This is a genomic window from Pyrinomonadaceae bacterium, from assembly GCA_036277115.1.
Classification (GTDB): Bacteria; Acidobacteriota; Blastocatellia; order Pyrinomonadales; family Pyrinomonadaceae; genus UBA11740.
Window position 1 is genome coordinate 407,845 of record DASUNM010000023.1, and the last position, 21,324, is coordinate 429,168.

General features: G+C 57.0%; 21 protein-coding genes. 14 read left to right on the top strand and 7 right to left on the bottom strand.

Annotation, left to right across the window (positions count from 1 at the left end):
- Positions 1-2 precede the first annotated feature (2 nt).
- From VFX97_08715 to VFX97_08725, 3 genes are all read left to right on the top strand, one after another.
- The gene (locus tag VFX97_08715) at positions 3-611 is read left to right on the top strand and encodes a TlpA disulfide reductase family protein (protein HEX5703263.1); all 609 of its coding nucleotides are present in this window, start codon (positions 3-5) and stop codon (positions 609-611) included.
- Positions 612-627: 16 nt separating this feature from the next.
- The gene (locus tag VFX97_08720; protein ID HEX5703264.1) at positions 628-1,587 is read left to right on the top strand and encodes an RluA family pseudouridine synthase; all 960 of its coding nucleotides are present in this window, start codon (positions 628-630) and stop codon (positions 1,585-1,587) included.
- Positions 1,588-1,756: 169 nt separating this feature from the next.
- Positions 1,757-2,260 (top strand): hypothetical protein, encoded by a 504-nt coding sequence (locus VFX97_08725; GenBank protein ID HEX5703265.1) that lies wholly within the window; start codon positions 1,757-1,759, stop codon positions 2,258-2,260.
- 53 nt (positions 2,261-2,313) lie between these two features.
- Here VFX97_08725 and VFX97_08730 read toward each other — a convergent pair whose 3' ends face one another.
- Positions 2,314-2,664: a peptidoglycan-binding domain-containing protein gene (locus VFX97_08730; GenBank protein HEX5703266.1), complete on the bottom strand. Its 351-nt coding sequence runs from the start codon at positions 2,662-2,664 to the stop codon at positions 2,314-2,316.
- 266 nt (positions 2,665-2,930) lie between these two features.
- Between VFX97_08730 and VFX97_08735 the strand changes: the two genes are divergently transcribed.
- From VFX97_08735 to VFX97_08745, 3 genes are all read left to right on the top strand, one after another.
- A complete protein-coding gene (locus VFX97_08735) occupies positions 2,931-3,761 on the top strand; it encodes a lytic transglycosylase domain-containing protein (protein HEX5703267.1) in 831 nt (276 codons plus the stop codon).
- 207 nt (positions 3,762-3,968) lie between these two features.
- Entirely contained in the window at positions 3,969-4,565 is a 597-nt protein-coding gene (locus tag VFX97_08740; protein ID HEX5703268.1) for a PH domain-containing protein, read from the top strand.
- 88 nt (positions 4,566-4,653) lie between these two features.
- Positions 4,654-5,403, top strand: a complete 750-nt coding sequence (locus tag VFX97_08745) for a hypothetical protein (protein ID HEX5703269.1) — start codon at positions 4,654-4,656, stop codon at positions 5,401-5,403.
- A 13-nt stretch (positions 5,404-5,416) separates the two neighbouring features.
- On the opposite strand, the gene VFX97_08750 is transcribed toward VFX97_08745, so the two are convergent.
- The 6 genes from VFX97_08750 to rpsO form a co-directional block, all read right to left on the bottom strand.
- Complete coding sequence (locus VFX97_08750) at positions 5,417-5,578, bottom strand: hypothetical protein (protein ID HEX5703270.1); 162 nt, start codon at positions 5,576-5,578, stop codon at positions 5,417-5,419.
- Between the two features lie 42 nt (positions 5,579-5,620).
- A complete protein-coding gene (locus VFX97_08755) occupies positions 5,621-5,812 on the bottom strand; it encodes a hypothetical protein (GenBank protein ID HEX5703271.1) in 192 nt (63 codons plus the stop codon).
- Between the two features lie 180 nt (positions 5,813-5,992).
- Positions 5,993-7,033, bottom strand: coding sequence for a PEGA domain-containing protein (locus VFX97_08760; GenBank protein ID HEX5703272.1), 1,041 nt, complete (start codon positions 7,031-7,033; stop codon positions 5,993-5,995).
- Positions 7,034-7,035: 2 nt separating this feature from the next.
- Positions 7,036-7,689 carry a PEP-CTERM sorting domain-containing protein gene (locus VFX97_08765; protein ID HEX5703273.1) on the bottom strand — a complete coding sequence of 218 codons (654 nt, stop codon included), beginning with the start codon at positions 7,687-7,689 and terminating at the stop codon, positions 7,036-7,038.
- A 371-nt stretch (positions 7,690-8,060) separates the two neighbouring features.
- The gene (pnp, locus tag VFX97_08770) at positions 8,061-10,193 is read right to left on the bottom strand and encodes a polyribonucleotide nucleotidyltransferase (protein HEX5703274.1); all 2,133 of its coding nucleotides are present in this window, start codon (positions 10,191-10,193) and stop codon (positions 8,061-8,063) included.
- 323 nt (positions 10,194-10,516) lie between these two features.
- Entirely contained in the window at positions 10,517-10,786 is a 270-nt protein-coding gene (gene rpsO / locus VFX97_08775) for a 30S ribosomal protein S15 (protein ID HEX5703275.1), read from the bottom strand.
- Positions 10,787-10,988: 202 nt separating this feature from the next.
- On the opposite strand from rpsO, the gene VFX97_08780 reads away from it, so the two are divergent.
- From VFX97_08780 to mrdA, 8 genes are all read left to right on the top strand, one after another.
- The gene (locus tag VFX97_08780) at positions 10,989-12,221 is read left to right on the top strand and encodes an NAD(P)/FAD-dependent oxidoreductase (protein HEX5703276.1); all 1,233 of its coding nucleotides are present in this window, start codon (positions 10,989-10,991) and stop codon (positions 12,219-12,221) included.
- Between the two features lie 6 nt (positions 12,222-12,227).
- Entirely contained in the window at positions 12,228-13,727 is a 1,500-nt protein-coding gene (locus VFX97_08785) for a pyridoxal-dependent decarboxylase (GenBank protein ID HEX5703277.1), read from the top strand.
- A gap of 4 nt (positions 13,728-13,731) precedes the next feature.
- The gene (locus VFX97_08790) at positions 13,732-14,931 is read left to right on the top strand and encodes a hypothetical protein (GenBank protein HEX5703278.1); all 1,200 of its coding nucleotides are present in this window, start codon (positions 13,732-13,734) and stop codon (positions 14,929-14,931) included.
- A 138-nt stretch (positions 14,932-15,069) separates the two neighbouring features.
- Positions 15,070-16,314 carry a FecR domain-containing protein gene (locus VFX97_08795; protein HEX5703279.1) on the top strand — a complete coding sequence of 415 codons (1,245 nt, stop codon included), beginning with the start codon at positions 15,070-15,072 and terminating at the stop codon, positions 16,312-16,314.
- Between the two features lie 252 nt (positions 16,315-16,566).
- Entirely contained in the window at positions 16,567-17,613 is a 1,047-nt protein-coding gene (locus VFX97_08800) for a rod shape-determining protein (GenBank protein HEX5703280.1), read from the top strand.
- A 103-nt stretch (positions 17,614-17,716) separates the two neighbouring features.
- Entirely contained in the window at positions 17,717-18,619 is a 903-nt protein-coding gene (gene mreC, locus VFX97_08805) for a rod shape-determining protein MreC (GenBank protein ID HEX5703281.1), read from the top strand.
- A gap of 202 nt (positions 18,620-18,821) precedes the next feature.
- Complete coding sequence (gene mreD, locus VFX97_08810; GenBank protein ID HEX5703282.1) at positions 18,822-19,388, top strand: rod shape-determining protein MreD; 567 nt, start codon at positions 18,822-18,824, stop codon at positions 19,386-19,388.
- Between the two features lie 14 nt (positions 19,389-19,402).
- A complete protein-coding gene (gene mrdA, locus VFX97_08815) occupies positions 19,403-21,292 on the top strand; it encodes a penicillin-binding protein 2 (protein HEX5703283.1) in 1,890 nt (629 codons plus the stop codon).
- The last annotated feature ends 32 nt before the right edge of the window (positions 21,293-21,324 follow it).

The following is a 21,324-nucleotide window of genomic DNA, read 5'->3' on the forward strand; positions in this document are numbered from 1 at the left end:
TCATGAAAAAAGCAGTACTAATCTTCGCAGCTTTGATCCTGACAGCGACGGCAGCGCACGCACAGAACAACGAGTTCGCTCCGATCGTTGAGAAGACCGTCAATTACAAGCACTGGACTCTCAATGATCTGGTCACGAACAAGCCGGTGAGCCTTCGTTCATTGATGAATGGAAAGAAGCTCGTGATGGTGCTCTATTTCGCGCCTTGGTGTCCGAACTGGCGCAACGAAGCACCAGTCGCAGCGCGGCTTTACGACAAATACAAGTCGCAGGGTTTTGAGATCGTCGCCGTCAGCGAGTACGCACCGGCTGCTGAGTCTAAGACTTACTTCGGTCCCAATGGCGCGCCATATCCCGTTGTGGTTGAGTCTGAACTGCGCGAGGATCGCGACAAGACGGCGCATTACGCATACCGGCAACTGACCGGCGACACGCGAAAATGGGGCTCGCCCTGGAACATCTTTCTCGATCCGGCGAAGTGCAATTCAAGCGGTGACCTTCTGACCGAGAAAGCGTTTGTCGTGAATGGCGAACTGATCGAAGCGGAAGTCGACAAGTTCATCGCCGATCGTCTGAAGACGAACGCGGCCATCACCCCGTGTAAACCGTAATCCATCCCGCTAAAGCTTGAACTCTGAACCTGAGTCCTCCTTCATCTTCAGCGTCCCCGAAACAGACGTGGGAGCGCGACTTGATGCGTTCCTCGCCTCGCGCATCGAAGGCTGGAGCCGCGCACGTCTTCAGCGCTTGATTGAAGACGGTGACGTGCTGGTCAACGGGCGCGCCGCAAAAGCTTCTTACAAACTCCGAGCCAATGACGAAATAGAAGCGGAACTGACGGCGCTGCCCACGACGTCGTTCCTCCCCGAAGACATTCCCATCGACGTCGTTTACGAAGACGATGATTTGATCGTCCTCAACAAACCGGCCGGTATAGTTGTGCACCCGGGCGCCGGAGCTAAGACCGGGACGTTAGCTAACGCGCTGGCTTTTCATTTTCAAAACCTCTCAACGGCCGGCGGTGTCGCACGCCCGGGAATCGTTCATCGGCTCGACAAAGACACTTCGGGTTTGCTGGTTGCGGCGAAGACGGAACCGGCGCATGAAAATTTGGGTGAGCAGTTCCGGGTGCGCGAGGTCTTCAAGTCTTACGTTGCGCTGGTGCATGGACAGTTGAAAAGTGATCGAGGCGAGATCGACGAACCAATCGCGCGCGACCCGCGTCACCGCACCCGCATGGCGATTGTGCGAGGGGGCCGTTCCGCACTTTCGATTTATCGCGCGCGTGAACGATTCAACCGGTTTACGCTAATCGATGTTGAATTAAAGACCGGCCGGACTCACCAGATTCGCGTGCACCTCGCGTGGATCAAACACCCGGTGGTCGGCGACGAAACTTATGGCAGCGGCCGCGACAATACGGTCGCCGATCCGGTACTTCGCAGCCAGATCGGCAAGCTCGACCGCCAGTTTCTTCATGCGGAGAAGCTTGGGTTTACCCACCCAAAGTCCGGCCAGCGGTTGAAATTCACTTCGCCGATTCCCACCGAGTTAGAGAAACTTCTCAACGCAATCCGGGCCGCGTAGGCGACGTTTGACACCCCGCGCATCACTGACGCAAGATAACTCTACCCCCTCGGTAACAATCAATTCCCCCGAAATTTAATTCTCGACCAGCTTGATCGAGCGAGTCCGTTTCTCTCCGGCGCTCAAACTCATGGCGGCGAGTTGATGCAAATAGCGAAGGAGCAAAACTATGGCAAAGACTTTTATCACTGGCTTTTTTAAAACCCGCGCGGCGGCCGAAGCGGCTGTGGATGCACTGATCAAGCGCGGATATGCGCGTGACGACATCAGCGTCCTGATGTCGGATGCAACCAGGAACAAAGAGTTCGCGGTGCAGGCAAAGTCGCACGCGGCTGATGGCCTGGGGATTGGCGGCGCAATCGGTGGCACGGTAGGCGCCGTTCTGGCGGCGATTGTCGGAGTGGGAACTGCGATTGCGATTCCCGGTCTCGGGTTAGTTGTCGCGGGACCAATTGCGGCGGCGTTGGCCGGCGCAGGTGCGGGCGCAGCGACCGGCGGATTGGTTGGTCTGCTCGTCGGCACGGGCATTCCAGAGCACCGGGCAAAGGTCTATGACACCGACGTGCGCGGTGGCGGAATTTTGCTCGGCGTTGAGGCAAGAACCGACGATGACGTCGAGAAGCTCGAAACGCTGCTCGAAGACATCGGCGCAGAGAACGTCCGCACGAAGTAAGGCAAGGTCAGAAGCCCGCGCATGACCGATGCTGCGGGCTTCTGGCGGGCCACTTACATTGCTTTTTGTTTGTCGGTCAGGGTGATCCCCATCTTCACGAGGGTGACCTTGTTTAGCGTCCCAGTGGCCTTCAATCCTTCGGCCGCCTGATACAGCTTGAGGCCAGCCCGAGTCTCAGGACTGAGCTTTCCTGTTTCCTCGCCCGCATAAAAATTACGCTGCTTAAGAAGCGCCTGCGCCTGCTTGATCTGGTCGGCACTGGCGCGAAAAACGGGGCCGCGCTTCGGCTTATTGGCATTGGCGGTCGAAGTGTTCGATGTGGTGCCGGAATTTGTGTTTTGGGCAACCGCAGTCACCGCACACAACAAGACGACTAAGAGAATTAGTGACGGGAGTTTCTTCATGTCTTTTCTCCTTAGGTTGGGAGGCGTCCGAAAAGGACGCAAGGTTGATAAAGCCGGAAACCCTCAGAAAATGAGGCGCCATGATACTACCCATGTCAACGCAAGTTTTTTTACATCACTATTTACGCCGTATTTGGGCAGTCATGGCCGTTGTGCACCACTCTTGCCAAAATGGTTGGCAAATCTTTAACACTTTGGTAGTATCGGTTGTCCGCGAAATGCGGAAAATCTCCAAGGCCTGCCACTAAGCCAGCCGAAGCATCCCAATGAAACGCAGATTCCCCTTTATCGTAGTTCTCGTAATTTTCACGGCGCCCGCCGCTTTTGCCCAAAACGCTGCCTATTCCTTCGACAATTTTGATACTTCCAACGGAATCAAGATCCAGGAAGCGCCGAGGGCCCAGCCGCTCGTGCTCAATACGGCACCCCGTTCTAAGCGGTCCGGAGTCGCCTCAACTGCCACGGACGCCACGCAGCCTTCAGCGTCTGTTCAGCGGACGTCGCTGTCATTTGAACCAGTGACGGCTGGAAGCGTCGCGTCGCTACGCGGCTTCACGACGGGAAATGCGCAGGTTGACGGCTACATAATGGAATCGGCGACGCGTCACGGGCTGGACCCGCTTTTGATCTATTCAGTCATGCATCAGGAATCGAGCTTTAAGCAGCGGGCTATCTCGCACAAGGGTGCGCGCGGCTTAATGCAGTTGATGCCGGGAACGGCGGCGCGCTTCGGCGTTACGAATATTTTTGATCCGAAGCAGAACATTGACGCCGGTTCGCGCTACATGAAGTGGCTGCTGAATCGATTTGAAGGGAATTTGTCGCTGGCGCTGGCCGGTTACAACGCCGGTGAAGGCGCGGTCGACAAGTATGGATGGCGCATTCCTCCCTATGCGGAAACCCAGGAATACGTGCGACGCATCTCGCGCCGCTACAATTTGCTGCGCGACCCGAACGCCGCGATCTACGCGCCGACCGTGTCGCGTTCGCAAGTGGCAAAATTAAACTCGAAGCAGGCGGCGCCGCTGACGATCTATGAAACCAGCATTTTGACTGTCCGCCTGCCTGACGGTCGGTTGCAGTTGATGACGCAGTAGCCGCTAATCTGAGATCTGAGATTTGAGATCTGAGATCTGAGATTTGAGATCTGAGATTTGAAATCTGAAATCTGAGATCTGGATCTCAAATCTTAAGTCTCAAACTATCCTGAACGAGGCGATGTCGAACCGGACGTCGCCTCGTTTCGTATTTGGAGAAAGAGTCGCCTTATGTATGATTAGCGCTGCTCAGGAGCCAAAATAAAGATGCGCTGCGCAACTTGTGGTTCATTCCTCGATTCAGACAGCCGGTTCTGCAAGAACTGCGGGACAGGCGTGCGCGACCCGGAAGAAACCAGGATCGCGAGAACGGCGGCGCCGGCCGCACCCCAAAGGTATGCCGAAGATGACGATATCGAAAATGTGGTCTTCACTGTTCGGCCTACTCTTCTGTTCGTGAAGATTGGCTACGTCGCGGCAATCGTCGGCGCGATAGTGTTGACCATTCTGCTTGCGATGGTCAGCTTCATCGATATCCCGATTTATTTATCGCTGCCAATCGCGCTCGCACTTCTCCTGATTCCGGCTTACTACCACATCAGGCGCAACATGCTTCGTTACACGCTGACTGACTCTAAAATCGAAATCGATTACGGTTTAATCGCGCGGACGACGCGCAACGTGCCGCTTTCAAAGATTCAGGACGTCACCGTTTCTGCGTCGATTCCGCAAAGGATCCTCGGTTTCGGAGACGTCGTCATCGACAACGCGAGCGAGCTGGGCGGCTCGACCGTCCTGAAGAACATCAACAATCCTCGTCATTACGCCGATCTGCTTTTGCGCGAGCTGCGTCGCTGGCATTAAACTCAAACCGGCGAGACTCGCAACTCTTCACGTTCCGGGAACATCGCACTGATGGCGGGTTCTAAACGGTCTGGCTGAGGTAATTAAAGTGCGCAGGTTTGTGTTTGCAGTGGTATTCACGATGATTGTGGCCGCGTTTGCGGTCGCGCAGCCGCAGCCTGTTGTTCCCGCGACGGCTGAGGATGACACCCCCATCCTTGTCAAGCACCTTCCGAATTGGGAAACGGCCGGCAAGACCGCGAGGTACAGCGTCACGCTCGACGATCTGAAGCTGAGCGTCGTAAATCAGCCGGTGCTGGATTCAGTCAGTTTTGAAGGTGGGACGGAAGCGGTCGCGGCGAATTACGCGCAAGGGCAACTCGTCATCGTGGAATTCAGCACGCCGCATTTTTCGGTCGAGAACGATCAGCGAATCGCGGCAAAGATTCAGGAGTTGAAGAGTCAGGCGCAACCCGTACCGACCGCTTACCGGCGCGTTGGAAATTACTCAGTCTTTGTCTTCAACGGAACGAACGAAGCTGCCGCGAACCAGCTCATAGACCAGGTTCGGTACGAAAAGCTTGTGCAGTGGTTGGGAGAAGACCCGACTATGGCTGACAAGCTGCAGCGCTATTTTGCGGAAACTTCAGCCGGCGTTCTAATCGCTGTGGTTAAGAGTTCAGGCATCTCGCTGCTCGCTTGCCTCGCGATCGGCGGCGTATTCGGATTTCTGCTATTCCGGCAACGTCGCGCCCAGGCCGCGGCAGTATTCTCAGACGCCGGTGGCTCAGTTCGCCTCAACCTCGACGAACTGACCAAGACAACCGATCCTTCGCGCTTGCTCGACAGCCCTAAGTAGCTCGAGAAAAAATCTAGCGACTCGGTGCCGAAACGTTGACGTTGACCTGCGTCTTGTTGCCGCCGAACAAGCCGCCGCGCCAGGCGAAAACAACCGCCACGACTACAATTAAGAAAATTACGAGGATGGCAACAACGCCTACGCTGCTACCGCCTCCACCATTATCATCAGCCATTTTTAAAGTTCCTCCCGAAATTAGAGTTGAGTTGCCAGAAAGTTACGGCGACGATCGCGGCGCCGCTGGTTGCTGCTGTTGAGGCACAGTCACGTTGACGTTGACCTGCGTCTTTCGGCCACCGAACCAGCCACCGCGCCAGGCCAGCACGGCCAGAATCACCACGACCAGGAAAATCACCAACACCGCAACCACACCGGTGCTGCCGCTTCCTCCGCCATTGTCGTCAGCCATAGTTAGCCTCCGCGGGGGAACTAATTAATTGCTAGGGGTTGGTAAAAAGGGGGGTACTGCACTGAGATTCTTAGCACAGCGCTGGAAATACCGTCAACTGCAGGTCAAAAGCAAAAGCAGGTGACAACGGGGGGCGTCGTCACCTGCCTTCGCGAATGGCCCACGTTCAAGGGCGCTCTGTTACTCACCTCGCGGGCGGCGCGGGCGTCGGGGCCGCGTCCGTTCTCCACTTGGCTGCGCGTCACCGGGCTGCACGGTGGGCGAAGGCTGCGGTGCTTTCGCTCCCGGCGGGCAGACCCAGATTTCAATGTAGTCTTCCTCGCGGTAGCCTCCATTGATCATGTTGATGCGCCGTGAATCTACACCACGCTCGTTGACCATATAGTCCATCGCGCGCCGTCCGAGTGCATCGGCCTGACCCACGCGGCTCGTGCGGCCGGCATAGACGAAGATGTACGCCGTGATGTCCGGACTGTTTTGCAGCTCGATCCCCAGGTTGTCGAGACGAGCTTTCGTGTCATCGAAAGCGGTCGACGGGAACTGATCGAACATGCGGCATTCAGGCACCGGGATTTCCTTTTTCGTCACGTTCGTTGCAGCCTGCGCCGTTTGACGGCAAGCCGGTTCACCCGACCCGTCATCAACAACCAGGACCGCCGTGACCCGCTGATTCCCGAGTCCGGTGGAATCCACTGTGATCGTCGGCGTGCCGGCGCCACTAACTACCCGCGCTTCAGCCGGCGAAACGGTCCATGTGTAATTCAATGGCGCGGTCCCGCTGTAAGAAACGTCAGCGGCAAACGTAATCAGATCGCCATCGTCAACTGTCGGTGGCGAGGAAACGATTACCGGATAGGGGCATGGAGACGTGGTGACCGTGTATTTCTTCGGGATGAAATTCAGGTTAAGGCAAAGACGTCGCGAGCGTTCAATTTCGAAGTCCCGCACCCAGCGTCCGCCATTCGGCAGAGTGATCTCGACCGTGTGACGGCCGGGCTCAAGCTGAAGAACGCGAACGTCAGTCGTCGTCGTGCCTTCCGGCCGGCCGTCAATGCTAATCGGCATGCCGGCGGGGGTTGTCGAGAATTCAAGCGTGCCGTACTTCACTCGTTTCTTCGCATAAGCGGTTGACGAGGTGCAAACCAGGGCGAACGCCAGCGCAATCATTGCGGTGATTGCAAACTTAAACATTGGGGTGACCATGAAGTTTTTCTTAGTCATCTTTACACCTCCGCCATGGTCGCTGCTTCTTTGGCCGCTTTCATTTTCGCGTAACGGCGGCGCGCGCCAGCGCTTAGGGCCGCGATGCCGGAACCCAACAGCAACAGCGAAGCCGGCTCGGGCACTTCCGGAGTAGGCGTCGGTGTCGGAACCTTCTTCTTCTCATCGTCGTCGAAGCAGATACCCGTCAGACAAACGAGAGGAATTAACAGAAGGAATGGCCACTTGGGAAAGCCGCCACCCACGGCCGGAATCTCGCCACAGTCGCAAATCGTACCACTGACCTGATCCTGGTCGAAGACCTGCACGTCACCTTGCGGCTGTTGCGGCGCGATGTCGGTCCCGGCCACCAGCGAAGTGGTTGTACTGGAATTCTCGGTTGCTGCCAGTTCGTTCGAAGCCGTGACGACATTTTCATCCGTGGCGGGTGAAACGCCCGTTGCGTTTGACGTCGCGACGTTACTGCGGACGTTCAAAGGGGCGGCGGGGTCTTGTGTTACCCGCAACCGCAACTGTTCGGTCTGATGACCGCGGTGCAGGTCGCCCATGACGTTTACGACATCGGCAAATTTGATTGGACTCGCCTGGGTGGGCACTGCGACCAACAGCAAAAGGCTGGCGACCGTGCTAAATTGGCGGAAAATACGACCTCTCATTGGTTAGGCAACTCCCTCCTGAAGTCTTCGGCTGCGTTTGTCTCAGGCACTCGGATTAGGAAATTTGGTCATTTTTTGAGACACAGCGAGGCAGCCTGCTGCGGGTACAAGCCTGCAAAACCCAAAGGGGCTTGTTTTCCTTTTAAGAAAACAGGGTGAATGTCGGGGCTATTCCAGTTTCGGGAAGGACTTACGGAGGAAAAAACGCCACAAAATAAGAGCGGGTGAACGTGAGGTTCCCTCTCCCGCTGGGAGAGGGTTAGGGTGAGGGCTTAGCGCGAAAACTAAAAAAGAAAAATAGGTCTTTCCTCTGTCGCTAAAGCTGCGCTCCCTCACCCCGGCCCTCTCCCAGCGGGAGAGGGAGTTTAGGATTACTCGTGACCGCTGGCAGCGTCGGCATGCTGGGCTTCGTCACGGAGGACGGCCTTGCGGGAAAGCTTAATTTTGTTGCCTTCCTTGCCGATGCACTTGACCATGATTTGCTGGCCTTCTTTCAGCTCGTCACGCACGTCGCGGATGCGCCGGTCGGCGATTTCCGAGATGTGCAACAGGCCGTCAGTGCCGGGGAAGATTTCGACGAAGGCGCCGAAATCAACGATGCGGCTCACCGTTCCGACGTAGGTGGCGCCGACTTCGGCATCAGCGGTCAGGCCCTTAATTCGAGCGACCGCAGCCTCAGCCGCCGCCCCATCCGCAGTCGCAATTGAGACGGTGCCGTCATCTTCGACATCGATCTTTGCGCCGGTTTCCTCAACCAAAGCGCGGATGACCTTGCCGCCTGGTCCGATGACGTCGCGAATCTTGTCCGGATTGATCTTGATCTTGATGATGCGCGGCGCATGCTCCGAAATTGAGGCACGTGCCTCGGGCAGCGCTTGCTCCATCAGGCCGAGAATGTACAGACGACCCTTCTTTGCCTGCTCCAGCGCCTCAGCCATGATCTGGGCATTAACACCGGTGATCTTGATGTCCATCTGCAACGCCGTGATTCCGTCGGGCGTGCCGGCGACTTTGAAGTCCATGTCGCCGTAGTGATCTTCGGCGCCGGCGATGTCCGTCAGAATCGCGTACTTGTTGCCCTCCATGACAAGGCCCATCGCCACGCCTGCGACGGATGCTTTCAGCGGCACGCCCGCATCCATCATCGACAACGCGCCCCCGCAGACCGAAGCCATCGACGATGAACCGTTCGATTCGGTGATGTCAGAAACGAGCCGGATCGTGTACGGGAACGTCGTGTCGTCAGGCAGGACCGCCTCGAGCGCGCGACGTGCGAGTGCGCCGTGGCCGATTTCGCGCCGACCCGGACTGCCGAAGCGTCCCGTTTCGCCTACTGAATAGGGCGGGAAGTTGTAGTTCAGCATGAAGCGTCGCTTGATCTCGCCCTTTTCGAGATCGTCCATGAACTGTTCGTCTTCTTTCGTCCCGAGCGTGGTGGTGACCAACGCCTGGGTCTCGCCGCGCGTAAACAGCGCCGAGCCATGAGTCCGCGGCAGCCAACCAACTTCGCAGTTGATGGCCCGAATCTCTGAAAAGCGACGGCCGTCCGGTCGGCGACGATGATTCAGAATGTCGTCGCGGAAAATCTTCTCCTTCAGATGGTCGAAAATTTTCTTCGACATCTGCCGCTTTTCGGGTTCGTCTGCCGGATAACCTTCGACTACTTCCTTTTTCAGCGCATCGACGGCGGCATAACTCGACCGTTTTTCCTGGCCCGTCGTGTCGAGGGCGGCCCGTAACCGGTCCGCGTAATTTCTTTCGATTTCGCCGACCATTTCCTCGTTCAAGACTGGCGGCTCAACCGCGCGCTTCTCAATGCCGAGGGCCTTGTAAAGTTCTTTCTGCCAACGGCACAGCCGGTTGATTTCCTTGTGCGCCAACATCAACGCTTCGACCATGATGGCCTCGGAAACTTCGTCGGCGCCCGCTTCGACCATGACGATGGCCTCTTCCGTGCCGGCCACGATCAGGTTGAGTTTTGATTCGCGAATCTCGGCGTAAGTCGGATTCACCACGTACCGGCCGTCGATCAAGCCAACGCGCACGCCGGCAATCGGGTTCGGAAATGGAATGTCGGAAAGGTAAAGCGCGCAGGACGCGCCGGTAATCGCCAAAACATCAGGATTGTTTTCCGGGTCAGCGGAAATGACCGAGGCCACCACCTGAGTTTCATTCCGATAACCTTCGGTGAAAAGCGGCCGGCAAGGCCGATCGATCAACCGGCAGGTAATGACTTCCTTTTCATTGGGCCGGCCTTCGCGTCGGAAATAGTTGCCGGGAATGCGGCCCGCCGCAAAGAACGCTTCACGATACTCGACGGTGAGCGGGAAGAAATCTACCCCTTCACGCGGCGTCAAAGCGCCGACGGCGGCGCACAACAACATCGTGTCTCCATAACGAATCACACAAGATCCGTCTGCCTGTTTGGCAACGCGACCTACTTCTACGGTGAAATCGCGATCGCCGACTCTGATTGATTCTTTCAAATACTTTTTGACTGTCATTTTTGATCGTCTCCTTTTGACGACGGCTGGCGTCTGGTATCAGCCAGTCACGCAACGTCTCATCCGCTGCGACTTTGGTTACTTTGGAGGACGGCGACTCGGCCGCCGCTGGAAAGCGCCGGCAAGTCAGCGCTCCAAATAAAAATGAAGGCGGCAGAGCCTTTACCCGTGAAGCTCTTGCCGCCTTTCGGTTTTGTTTGTGCTTCGCGCCGCCTGTCTCCTCGATATCGCCGTCACGTTCGGCTCGGTCGCAGGCCTTCGAATGGCGCGGGCTTGTTCTACCGGAGAGTCGAATCTCTCCTTAGGTTGTTTTCGACTAACGATTAACGACGCAGGCCCAGTCGTCCGACGACTTCGTGGTACTGCTGTATGTTCGTCTTCTTCAAGTAATCGAGCAAACTTCGACGATGCGAGACCATCTTTAACAGGCCGCGCCGCGAATGATTGTCCTTCTTATGTGTCTTGAAATGCTCGGTGAGTTCGTTGATACGCTGACTCAAGAGCGCGATTTGTATTTGGGGTGACCCCGTGTCGCTGTCGTGCGTCCGAAAATCGGTGACGATTTTTTCCTTCGCTTCTTTTGCTAATGCCACTGCTTAAAGATGGCCTCCTGAACCGCAGTAATGCCGATTCTTCGGCAAAACCGCAAAGAATTTAATATCGCAGAGAAGTTAACATCCGGCTGCCTGAGTGTCCAGCCACGGGCAGTTCGAGGGTCCGGGCCGCCTACTGTGCCGTAGGAGGCTTGTCTGTTAACATCTCCGACTCGTTTGCGGGACGGTTGAATACGGATAAATGGCTAAAAAAGACGCGAAAATCCTAATCCTTGGCGGCGGCTTCGGCGGGTTATTTACGGCGCTCGATCTCGCCGGAGACGGGGAAATCATACTCGTTAGCGACGAAGACCACTTCACCTTCAAACCGATGCTTTACGAGTACTTGAGCGGCGAAGTCGAAGCCTGGCACATTGCACCGAATTATTCCGAGCTGCTTGATGACGTGAAGCTGGTGCGTGGCGCCGTCACATCGATCGACCTGGATCAGCGCTCGGTGACAATTGAAGGCCGCGCCGCGCCGCTGACTTCCGACGCGCTGGTGCTGGCACTCGGCGCAACGACGAATTACTGGGGCGTTGAAGGCGCCGAACAATTCAGCCTTCCTTTTCGGACGATCGCCGACGCTAATCACTTGCGGCGACGCCTGACCGAAGCCCTTGATCGCATTCAGCCGGATGCCGCCCCGCAGGACACCCGGGCAGCGCTGACATTCGCTGTCGTGGGCGGAGGAGCGAGTGGCGTTGAGCTGGCGACCAAGATGGCCGATCTGCTGCGCGACGCCGTGAAGCGCCGCGCGCTACGCGGTGAGCCGCGCGTCATTATCATCGAAATGGCCGATCGACTGGTGCCGGGTATGGGAGACGAGATTCGGGAACATGTTGAGCGCGAGCTGTTAGAACAGCGCATCGAGATTCACACGCAGACGCGCGTCGCGCGAGTCGCGCCGAACGTACTGACCCTGGAACACAACGGGCGCGAAAGTGATATTGAAGTTGCGGACGTCGTTTGGGTGGCGGGTGTGCGCATGAATCCGCTCATTGAGAACCTCAAAGTCGAAAAGGATAAACGCGGACTGATAATCGTCGAACCGACCCTGCAAGTTCGCAATCACCCAAATGTTTTCACCCTTGGCGATATCGCCTCTTTCACGGACGTCCCGCCGACGCTTGCCGGAACAGCCCAGCTCGCATTGCAGCAGGCGCATCTATGCGCGCGCAACGTGCGCGCTTCTTTGAGCGGCGACGAGCTCAAGACGAAACACTTTGTTGAGCTGGGCGAAGCGATTAGCCTGGGCACGGAACACGCCGCGGTCCTCTCAGCCGGCAAAGTCATGGCCGGACCGCTCGCCCGCCAGGCACGTTTCGCGATGTACACCGCGCGTTTGCCTACATGGCACCATCGGCTGAAGGTCGGCGCGAGCTGGTTCTTCGAAGGCACCGAGCCAAGGCCTTTACAGCCCCTGGGGTTCTGATCGCCCATGTCCGACCCGAAGCCAGAGAGGCGGAAAGCATCACCGTTAGGCGATATGCCGGCCGAGGAATTCCGTCGCCACGGCCATGAGCTCATCGATTGGATCTCCGATTACTTCGAACACATCGATGATCTGCCTGTCTTGGCGCAGGTCGAACCCGGCGAACTGAAATCGCAATTGCCAGCTTCGCCACCGGAAAAAGGCGAATCGATGGAAGCGATCCTGGCCGACGTTGATCGGCTAATCGTTCCCGCGCTCACTCACTGGAGCCATCCTTCATTCTTCGCTTACTTCGCCACCTCAACTTCCGCGCCGGGAATTTTTGCCGAGTTATTGTCCGCGGCGTTTGATACGAAGGCTTTGAACTGGCGCGCCGCGCCCGCCGCTACCGAACTGGAAGACGTAACTCTTGATTGGCTGCGGCAGATGATGGGACTGCCGCCCACGTTCGGTGGGATCATCTACGACACCGCTTCGGTTTCGACGCTTCATGCGTTAGCGGCCGCGCGCGAGAATCTCAGTTTGCGGATTCGCGAAGACGGCATGACCGGGCGTCCCGACTTACCACTTCTCCGCGTCTACACTTCAGAGCACGCACACTCTGTGGTCGACAAAGCTGCGATGACTCTGGGACTCGGCCAGCGCTCAGTGCGCAAGATTGCGGCGGACGCCGAGTTCCGCATGGACACATCGGCTCTTAGCAACGCAATTCAAGACGACAGGGAAAAGGGGTTGCTGCCATTCGCTGTGGTGGCCACCGTGGGCACAACTTCGACCAGCAGCATCGATCCTGTCTCAGCCATCGCGGATATTTGTGAACGCGAGAAACTTTGGCTGCACATCGACGCAGCGTACGCCGGCTCAGCCGCGATCGTCCCGGAACTACGGCATCTGTTTGACGGCTGCGAACGTGCGGATTCGTTCACGTTGAATCCGCACAAATGGTTATTCACACCCTTCGACCTGTCGGTACTGTTTTGCCGTCACATGGAAATCCTGCATCGCGCGTTTTCGTTAGTGATCGAGGTCCTGCGCACTTCTGAAGCAGAACGCAATACCGTCATCAATCATTCGGAGTATGGCATTCAGCTTGGTCGTCGCTTTCGCGCGTTGAAACTTTGGATGATCATCCGTTACTTCGGTCACGAAGGACTGGCCGCCCGCATTCGCGAACACGTCCGGCTGGCAAAGCTGTTCGCGTCGTGGGTTGAAGACTCGCGGGATTGGGAACTGATGGCGCCCGTACCGTTCGCGCTGGTTTGTTTTCGCGCAAATTCGGGCGGTGGCCAGTCAGGCGAAGCCGGTAAACGAGGGGATATCCTGAATGAAACCGTCATGCATGCCGTGAACGCGACGGGTAAAGCCTTTCTTTCGCACACAAAACTCAACGACAAACTGGTGCTGCGGCTTTCCATCGGCAACATCCGCACGACTGAAGCACACGTCCGTCGCGTGTGGGAATTGCTGAACGAACAACTCCGGCGCCTGCGAGCCGAAGCACCCTGAATCAATGACCCGTCGCCGCAAGTTCGTACTCGCCCTGCTCGTAATTCTCGCATTGTCGCAGACGCCGTTTGCGTATCGCCGGTATCGCCTGAAGCGTCTGCAGAATACGATTCAGCAACTCGCGTCTCAGCGAAGTCCAAACGAGACGGCGAGTGAATACATCGATTACAAGGGCGTCATTCACGTCCACACGGCACTCGGCGGGCACAGCAGCGGAACTTTCGCAGAGTTGATCGCGGCGGCGAAATCAAACGATCTCGACTTTGTGATCATGACCGAGCATCCGCAAGCTGAGTTCGACACCGCGGCCATGACGTTGAGCGGAGTACATGCCGGCATTCTGTTCGTGAACGGAAATGAAGTGGCGACGGCCGACGGCGATCGACTGCTATTAATTCCTGCTCCGCCAAACGCTAACGAAAGACGCTCAACGAAGGATGTCGTTGACCAGCAAAAGGCGAATCAGGGTTTAGCGTTTGCGGCATACCCAACAGAGTCGAGCACCTGGCAAGCGAACCCAGTGGACGGTGTCGAGATCTATAACCTCTTCACGAACACGAAGCGGATTAATCGGTTGGTAACATTCTTTGACGGGCTTTGGTCATATCGTAGTTATCCCGATCTGATGTTCGCAAACTTTTTCGCGCGTCCGACGGAAGACTTGAAACGCTGGGACGAGGCAATGTCGTCGAGCAATCGCCGACTGGTGGCCGTCGGCGGCAACGATGCGCATTCGAATGTTGGTTTCGGACTCACTGATGCAACCGGCAGGCAGCTTGTGGGTGTGAAGTTGGATCCGTATGAGCGAAGCTTTCGCACCGTTCGAACCCACGTGTTGGTCCAAAAGGATAAACCGCTCACGCGTGAATCGTTGCTCGAGGCACTGTCGCTCGGGCACTGCTACGTTTCCTTCGACATCTTCGGCGATGCGGCGGGTTTTGATTTTCGTGCGCTGCAATCACAAGCGATGATGGGCGATGAAACTGCGTACCTTCAGCCCCTCGAATTAATCGCTAGAGCCCCTGTCGCCAGCCGCTTTGTCCTGCTAAGAAACGGCGTCGCCCTCGATCAATCGGCGGGGACGACGGTGCGATTTCCCGTAACGGCTGCCGGCATTTACCGCGTTGAGGTCTATCTCGACTCGCTGCCGCCACCTGGGACAGGTAAGCCATGGATCCTTTCGAACCCCATCTACGTTCGCTGATCCTTAGAAAAAAGGCTCAAAAACCGGTCAAATCTATCTATTGAGCCCCTCCTAGCGCTGTGTTAAACTCCGTTTGGCTGTTCGAATCCCGACTTTATCGGGTTTTCCGCCTCTCTCATCTCGCGCAATCGTCGTTCGATGTCTACAAAATCAAGCCACTTTCAATTCGACTGGTGGATCGTCCAGAAGCGCGCCGTTCACTTCGCCATTGTGATCGCGGTGGTGCTGCTTCTGGGTTCAGCGGCAGCGCTCTACGTCTGGAAATTCGGCAACCCTTTCAACCGCGTCGCGCTAAAAACAAACCTGCCCGCCGGCGCGCGCTTCGAATCATTTGAAGGAGACGTGCGCGTGATTCATGCCGCCACGCGTGAAGTGGTGCTCGCGAGCAGCGACACTCAACTTTATCCCGGCGACACGGTGCAGACTCAAGCAGACGGACGCGCGCGAATTGCGATGGCGGATGGATCGACCGTAGTGGTGCGCCCCAACAGTACGATCATCATTCGCGACAACGCGACTTCAGATGGTGGAAAGAAATCAAACGTACACGTCGTCGTTGACAGTGGTCAGATGCTGGTGCGCACGCACGAGCAAACTGAAGGCGCGAAGAACGTGGTCGAAACTCCAAAGGCTACGAACCAGGTTGGCGCGCAGAGTGCGGCCAGCTTCATCGTCAACCCCGAGGGGACTGAAGAGATTCGCGTCAACGCGGGTTCAATTCAAAACAAGAATCGCAACGGTGAAACCATTACTCTGCGTTCGGGCGAATACGTTTCTTTTAACCAGTCGGGAACGATGTCTAAACCGCAAAGGCTTCTCGAAGTGCCGCACCCGGCGCAGCCTGGCGACCTGGAAAAGATCATTGTCGGCAATAACGGCTCAGCAAATGTCGCGTTGCGGTGGTTGAAACCGCAATCGGGACTCGCGTCGCATTATCGCGTCGAAGTCGCCACCTCTCCGTTTTTTGTGCCGGAAGGCAAAGTTATCGAACGCGACCGGCTGGACGCGACACAATTCAGTGCTAACGATTTGCGACCGGGAGCCTACTTCTGGCGGGTGCGCGCCACCGCGACGAGCGGACAGACAAGCGATTGGAGCGAGCCGCTGAAGTTCATAGTCGCCACACCCAGCACCGGCTCCGGTTCAGTTTCCTTGACGCGACTCAGCACGACGTATCTCGGCGGCGACCTTTACATCATTCGTGGGTCCGGTGCGCCGGGGACCACGATTTCAGCACTGGGGCGCGAAGCGTTAGTCGGCCCGGACGGAGCGTTTCAAATTCAGGTCACTGCCGCCCTGGGCACGCGCGAAGTGACGGTCTTTGCGTTCGATCCGCATGGCAATCGCAGCCAATATCGGCTATCGCTGACGCGGAACGGTTGAGCGAAAGCTGGACCGGTTGTAGCTGAGTTGTCGCTCCTGGTCCAAACATCGCGCACCGCGACAAAAGTTTTCGTCGCTGGTTTCATTTACCGATAGCATTACAGAACGAATCGTTGTATCTTTGTTTGCCCTCGGTGAGTTTTGCGGCTTTCGAAGAACCCGCTCGCGAAGTCAGACGGCTTCAAGTTGGTACGGAAAAATAACCGCTCACCTCTTCCGGCGTTCCAACTCCAGTCAGGGAAATCGTAATAAGTGGCCTTCAAATCTATTTTCAGCCTTTTTTCCAGCGATCTCGCGATCGATCTTGGCACCGCAAACACGCTGGTTTATGCAAAGGGTCGCGGCATCGTCGTTTCTGAACCGTCGATCGTCGCTATTAACAAAGTGACCAACGCCGTCGAAGCCGTGGGCCGCGACGCGAAAGAAATGCTGGGCCGGACGCCGGGCAACATCGTTGCGATCCGTCCGATGAAAGACGGCGTAATTGCGAACTTTGAAGTGACTGAGAAAATGCTTCAGCACTTTATTCGCAAAGCTCACAATGGCAAAACGTGGGTGAGCCCCCGCGTTGTCATCGGCATTCCATCCGAAATCACTCAGGTCGAACGGCGCGCGGTGGAAGATTCGGCGTATCGCGCGAAGGCGTCCGAAGTTTATCTGGTTGAAGAAGCGATGGCCGCCGCGATCGGCGCAGGCCTGCCCATTACTGAGCCGCACGGCAACATGGTGGTGGACATTGGCGGCGGTACGACCGACATCGCTGTCATCAGTCTGAGCGGCATCGTCTATTCGCGTTCGGTGCGAGTCGCCGGCAACGAGATGGATGAAGCGATCACTCAGTACATCAAACGAAAATACAATTTGCTGATCGGTGAGCGCACGGCCGAAGCGATCAAGATCGAACTCGGCTCGGCGTTTCCGTTGGATGAAGAATTGTCATACGAAGTTCGCGGTCGCAACTTGATCGAAGGCATTCCGAAAACCGTCACGATTACCGACGAAGAAATTCGCGAAGCGCTGGCGGATTCAGTTTCGACCATCATCAACGCCGTGCGGGTGGCGCTGGAACGCACGCCGCCGGAACTTTCCGCGGACATTGTTGAGCGCGGCATCGTACTAACCGGTGGCGGCGCCCTGCTCAAGAACCTCGACAAGCGGTTATCGATTGAAACCGGTTTGCCTGTTTCCCTTGCCGAAGATCCGCTCGCTTCTGTGGTGCTGGGCACCGGCAAGATGCTTTCAGATTTCGATCTCCTCAAGCGCGTGAAATGGGACAATAGTTTAACGACCGGCACGTAAATGCAGAGGTCAGACGTCGGAAAGCGACGCCAGACCTTGCGCATCCCGACACTGACAACTGACCAGCTGATCTCTGACGTCTGACTTCTGACATCTGCTTTTCATGGCGGCAATTCGGACTCAACGTGAAATTCGACAGCGCGCCCCCTGGTGGTTTTTTGGGCTGCTGGCGCTGAATTTCGCGCTGATGACCTACGATGCGCGCGACGAATCGACGAAACAGCGAAAGATTCGTACGGTGGCGCAAAGCATCGCTTATCCCTTTCAGTGGACTGCATCTTCAATCGGTAACCTGGTCGGAGGTCTCTTCGGCGGCGTCGGCGAGCTCCGGCGCGCCTCAACCGAAAATCAGCAGCTGCGCGCGCAAGTCGAACGGATGCAGAATGAGTTGCGCGACACGCGGCTTAAAGCCTCGGAAGCTGACCGTCTGGAAAAACTTCTGAAGCTGACCGAGCAGACGCAGTACACCGCCGTGACGGCGCAGGTCATCGCTCGCGATCCGTCGCTGTGGTTCGACTCAGTCACCATCAATAAAGGCCGCGCGGCAGGCGTTGAAATTAATATGCCGGTCGTCACCGCCGATGGAATCGTCGGTCGTATCGTTTCCACCAGCCCTTTGAGTGCTCAGGTCATGCTCATCACCGATGAGCAGTCGGGCACGGGCGCCGTTGTGGGCCAACTCGGCCAGTCAAACGCGGTCGGGTCGATCAAGGGCATGGGCGAGAAGGGGCTGTTGGACATGCGTTATGTTTCCGGGCTTGAGAAGGTGCAGCTCGGCGATATTGTTTACACGACGGGCCAGGATGGGATTTATCCTCCCGGCTACTCGGTCGGGCCGGTCGTCGAACTGCGGCCCGGTACTGCTACGCAGGCCCAGGTCATTCACATCCGGCCAAGCGCCGGCCTCGATCGCTTGAAAGAAGTTGTAGTTCTTCAGTATCGCCCGACGAAGACTCCGGAATTGGATCAGTCTCTCCCGAACGTGGACAAGAAGAGTGCGCAGTGAGCGGTGGGCAGTGAACGGCGGGCAGCGGGGACGACGCCTGCTATCGAATTATCGAACACTCCTCAAGTAATCAAATCGTGAAGAAGCTGAATCGATCTATTCCCGACGCCTCGTTACCAATGAGAGTCGACTGCTCACTGCTCACTGCCCACTGCCCACTGCTCTGCGCACTGCGCACTGCTCACTGCTCACGCTTTCAGCCATGCGCCAACTGAAAATTGCCATAGTGCTGCTGATCGCTATCGCCCTGCCGTCCGGGTTGGCGGCGATCTGGCAACCGCTGGCGTCCTTTGATCTGGTGTTGGTGATGGTGGTGTATTTCGCGCTGCAGCGCGAGCCACTTAACGCTTTGCTCATTGGCGCCATCGCCGGGCTGGCCACGGATGCTTTAAGCCGCGGGTTATTGGGCGCGGGCGGGTTTTCAAAAGTGCTTACGGCGTACGCCGTTTACTTCGTCGCGTCGCGCGTCATGCTGGACACAACCCTGCTGCGAATTCCGGTGCTCGCGGCGGCGGCGCTCATCGATAATCTCGTTTACTTCGGCATGAACCGGCTGTTGGGACAGTCGACTTCAATGCCGTTTGCGCAGGCGCTGTCGTACAAGCTAATCGCGACAACTGTCCTGGGCACACTCCTGCTTTACGTGCACGACAATTTCTTCAGTGACAAAGCGAGAAACCGTCGCCAGTTCTCAACCCGGCGCCGCGACGCTCGTCGCAGTTCCGGATTGTTCGGCAGAAAAAGAAGAACCACCAGCCGGCAGTGGTAGTAAAATAGGCTTCCATGAAGTTCGTCGACGATTCGCAAAACCTTAGGATTCGCCTTCGCATCGTGCAGGCCCTCGTGTTGTTGCTGCTCGCCGTGCTGGCCGTGCGCCTCTACTTTCTGCAAGTCGTCAAGGGCGCGAAATACGCCGAGGTGGCCGTCAACCAACGCCTCAGACGCCTGCCGATTCCCGCGCAACGCGGCGCGATCATCGATCGCAACGGACTGCTGTTGGTTGACTCAAGACCCATCTACAACATTCTGCTTTCGCGAGAAGACACCAAGCACCTCGATCGCAATTCGCTGATTCAGCCGCTGGCCCAAGGGCTCAACATCGATCCGCAAATGTTGCGCGAGCGATTTCACCAGGTGAAAAACCAACCGGCGTTCGAATCGATCGTGATTAAAGAAGAAGCGAACCACAGCGACATTGCCTGGGTCGATGCGCATCAGCTCGAGCTTCCTGCGCTGCGCGTTGAGGAAACGCCGCAACGACGCTATCCGGCGAACGGCGTGCTGGCCCACGTGCTGGGATATGTTCAGGAGATTAGTCCGGAGCAGCTCGAGGATCCCCGGTACAAGAGTAAGGGTTACAAGCCAGGTGACATCATCGGACAGGATGGAATCGAATCCGTCTATGACGAGTTCCTTCGGGGCCGGGATGGTTACCGCGAAGTTGTCGTCGATAGTCGCGGCCACATTCAAAGCGAGCGATCGCGTGTCGAGCCGCAGCCCGGACAGGATCTGATCATTACCATCGACAGCGATCTGCAGGCAGCCGCCGAATTGGAACTCAAGAATTCGCCGCAGGGGCGTGGCGTGATTATCGCGTTGGATCCCAACAATGGCGAGATCCTCGCGCTCGCATCGGCGCCTACTTTCGATCCGAACCTTTTTTCCCAACGCATCACGACTAAAGAAGGCCGCGCCGAGTACGCCGCGTTAGTGAATCATCCTGACAAACCGCTGCTCAATCGCGCGGTGCAGGGTCGATATCCGCCGGGCTCAACCTGGAAGCCGCTGATGGCAATTGCGGGATTAAAACAGGGCGATATCACGGTTGATAACTCGAATATCCTCTGCGCGGGCGGCATCCAGATCGGCAACAAGCACACGCGGTGCATGGGCGGTAACCACGGCTCGCCCAATGTGCATATCGCAATTGCGAAGTCCTGCGACGGTTATTTCTACCGGCTCGGATTGAAGATGGAGCTTGAGGGAATGCAGCAGATGGTGCGCGAATTCGAGTTGGACAAACGCACGGGCATCGACTTGCCGCACGAAATCGTCAGTATCACGCCGTCACGCGAGTTGAAAGCCAAGCTGCATCCGAAAACACCCGAGTGGACCGACATCGACACCATTCACGCGTCGTTCGGCCAGGGGCAGGACGTGATTACACCCATTGCCTTGATCCGCGCGCACGCGTCGATCGGCATGAAGGGCATGATGTACGTCCCACATCTGCTGAAAGAAGTTCGTCAGGTAGGCTCGGTCGGCGAGCGACAAGCGCGCCCCGGACGATTTTTTGATCGGCCGCAGCCGAAAGACCTGGGCATTCCTCCCGAGCAAAACGCGACCGTCGTGCAAGCGATGTGGGCCGTGGTCAACGAGGGAGGAACGGCGACGGGAATCAAGATTCCCGGGTTCGACATTGCCGGCAAAACGGGCACGGCGCAGGTCGTCAGCCTCGGCAAAGAAGGCAGCGAATTCCGAGACCATTCATGGTTTGTTTCTTACGCTCCCGCCTATAAGCCGGAGATCGCGTGCGTCGCTTTGATCGAGAACGCGGGGCTGGGTTCGCGCTTCGGCGCGCCATCCGTGCGCGCGGTTTACGACGTCTACTACAACAAAAAACACGGCCAGCCCGCCGCGATGAAAACGAACATAGCGCTGAAAATTCGGTGACTCCGCTAAGACTGATGGGACATATACGACCC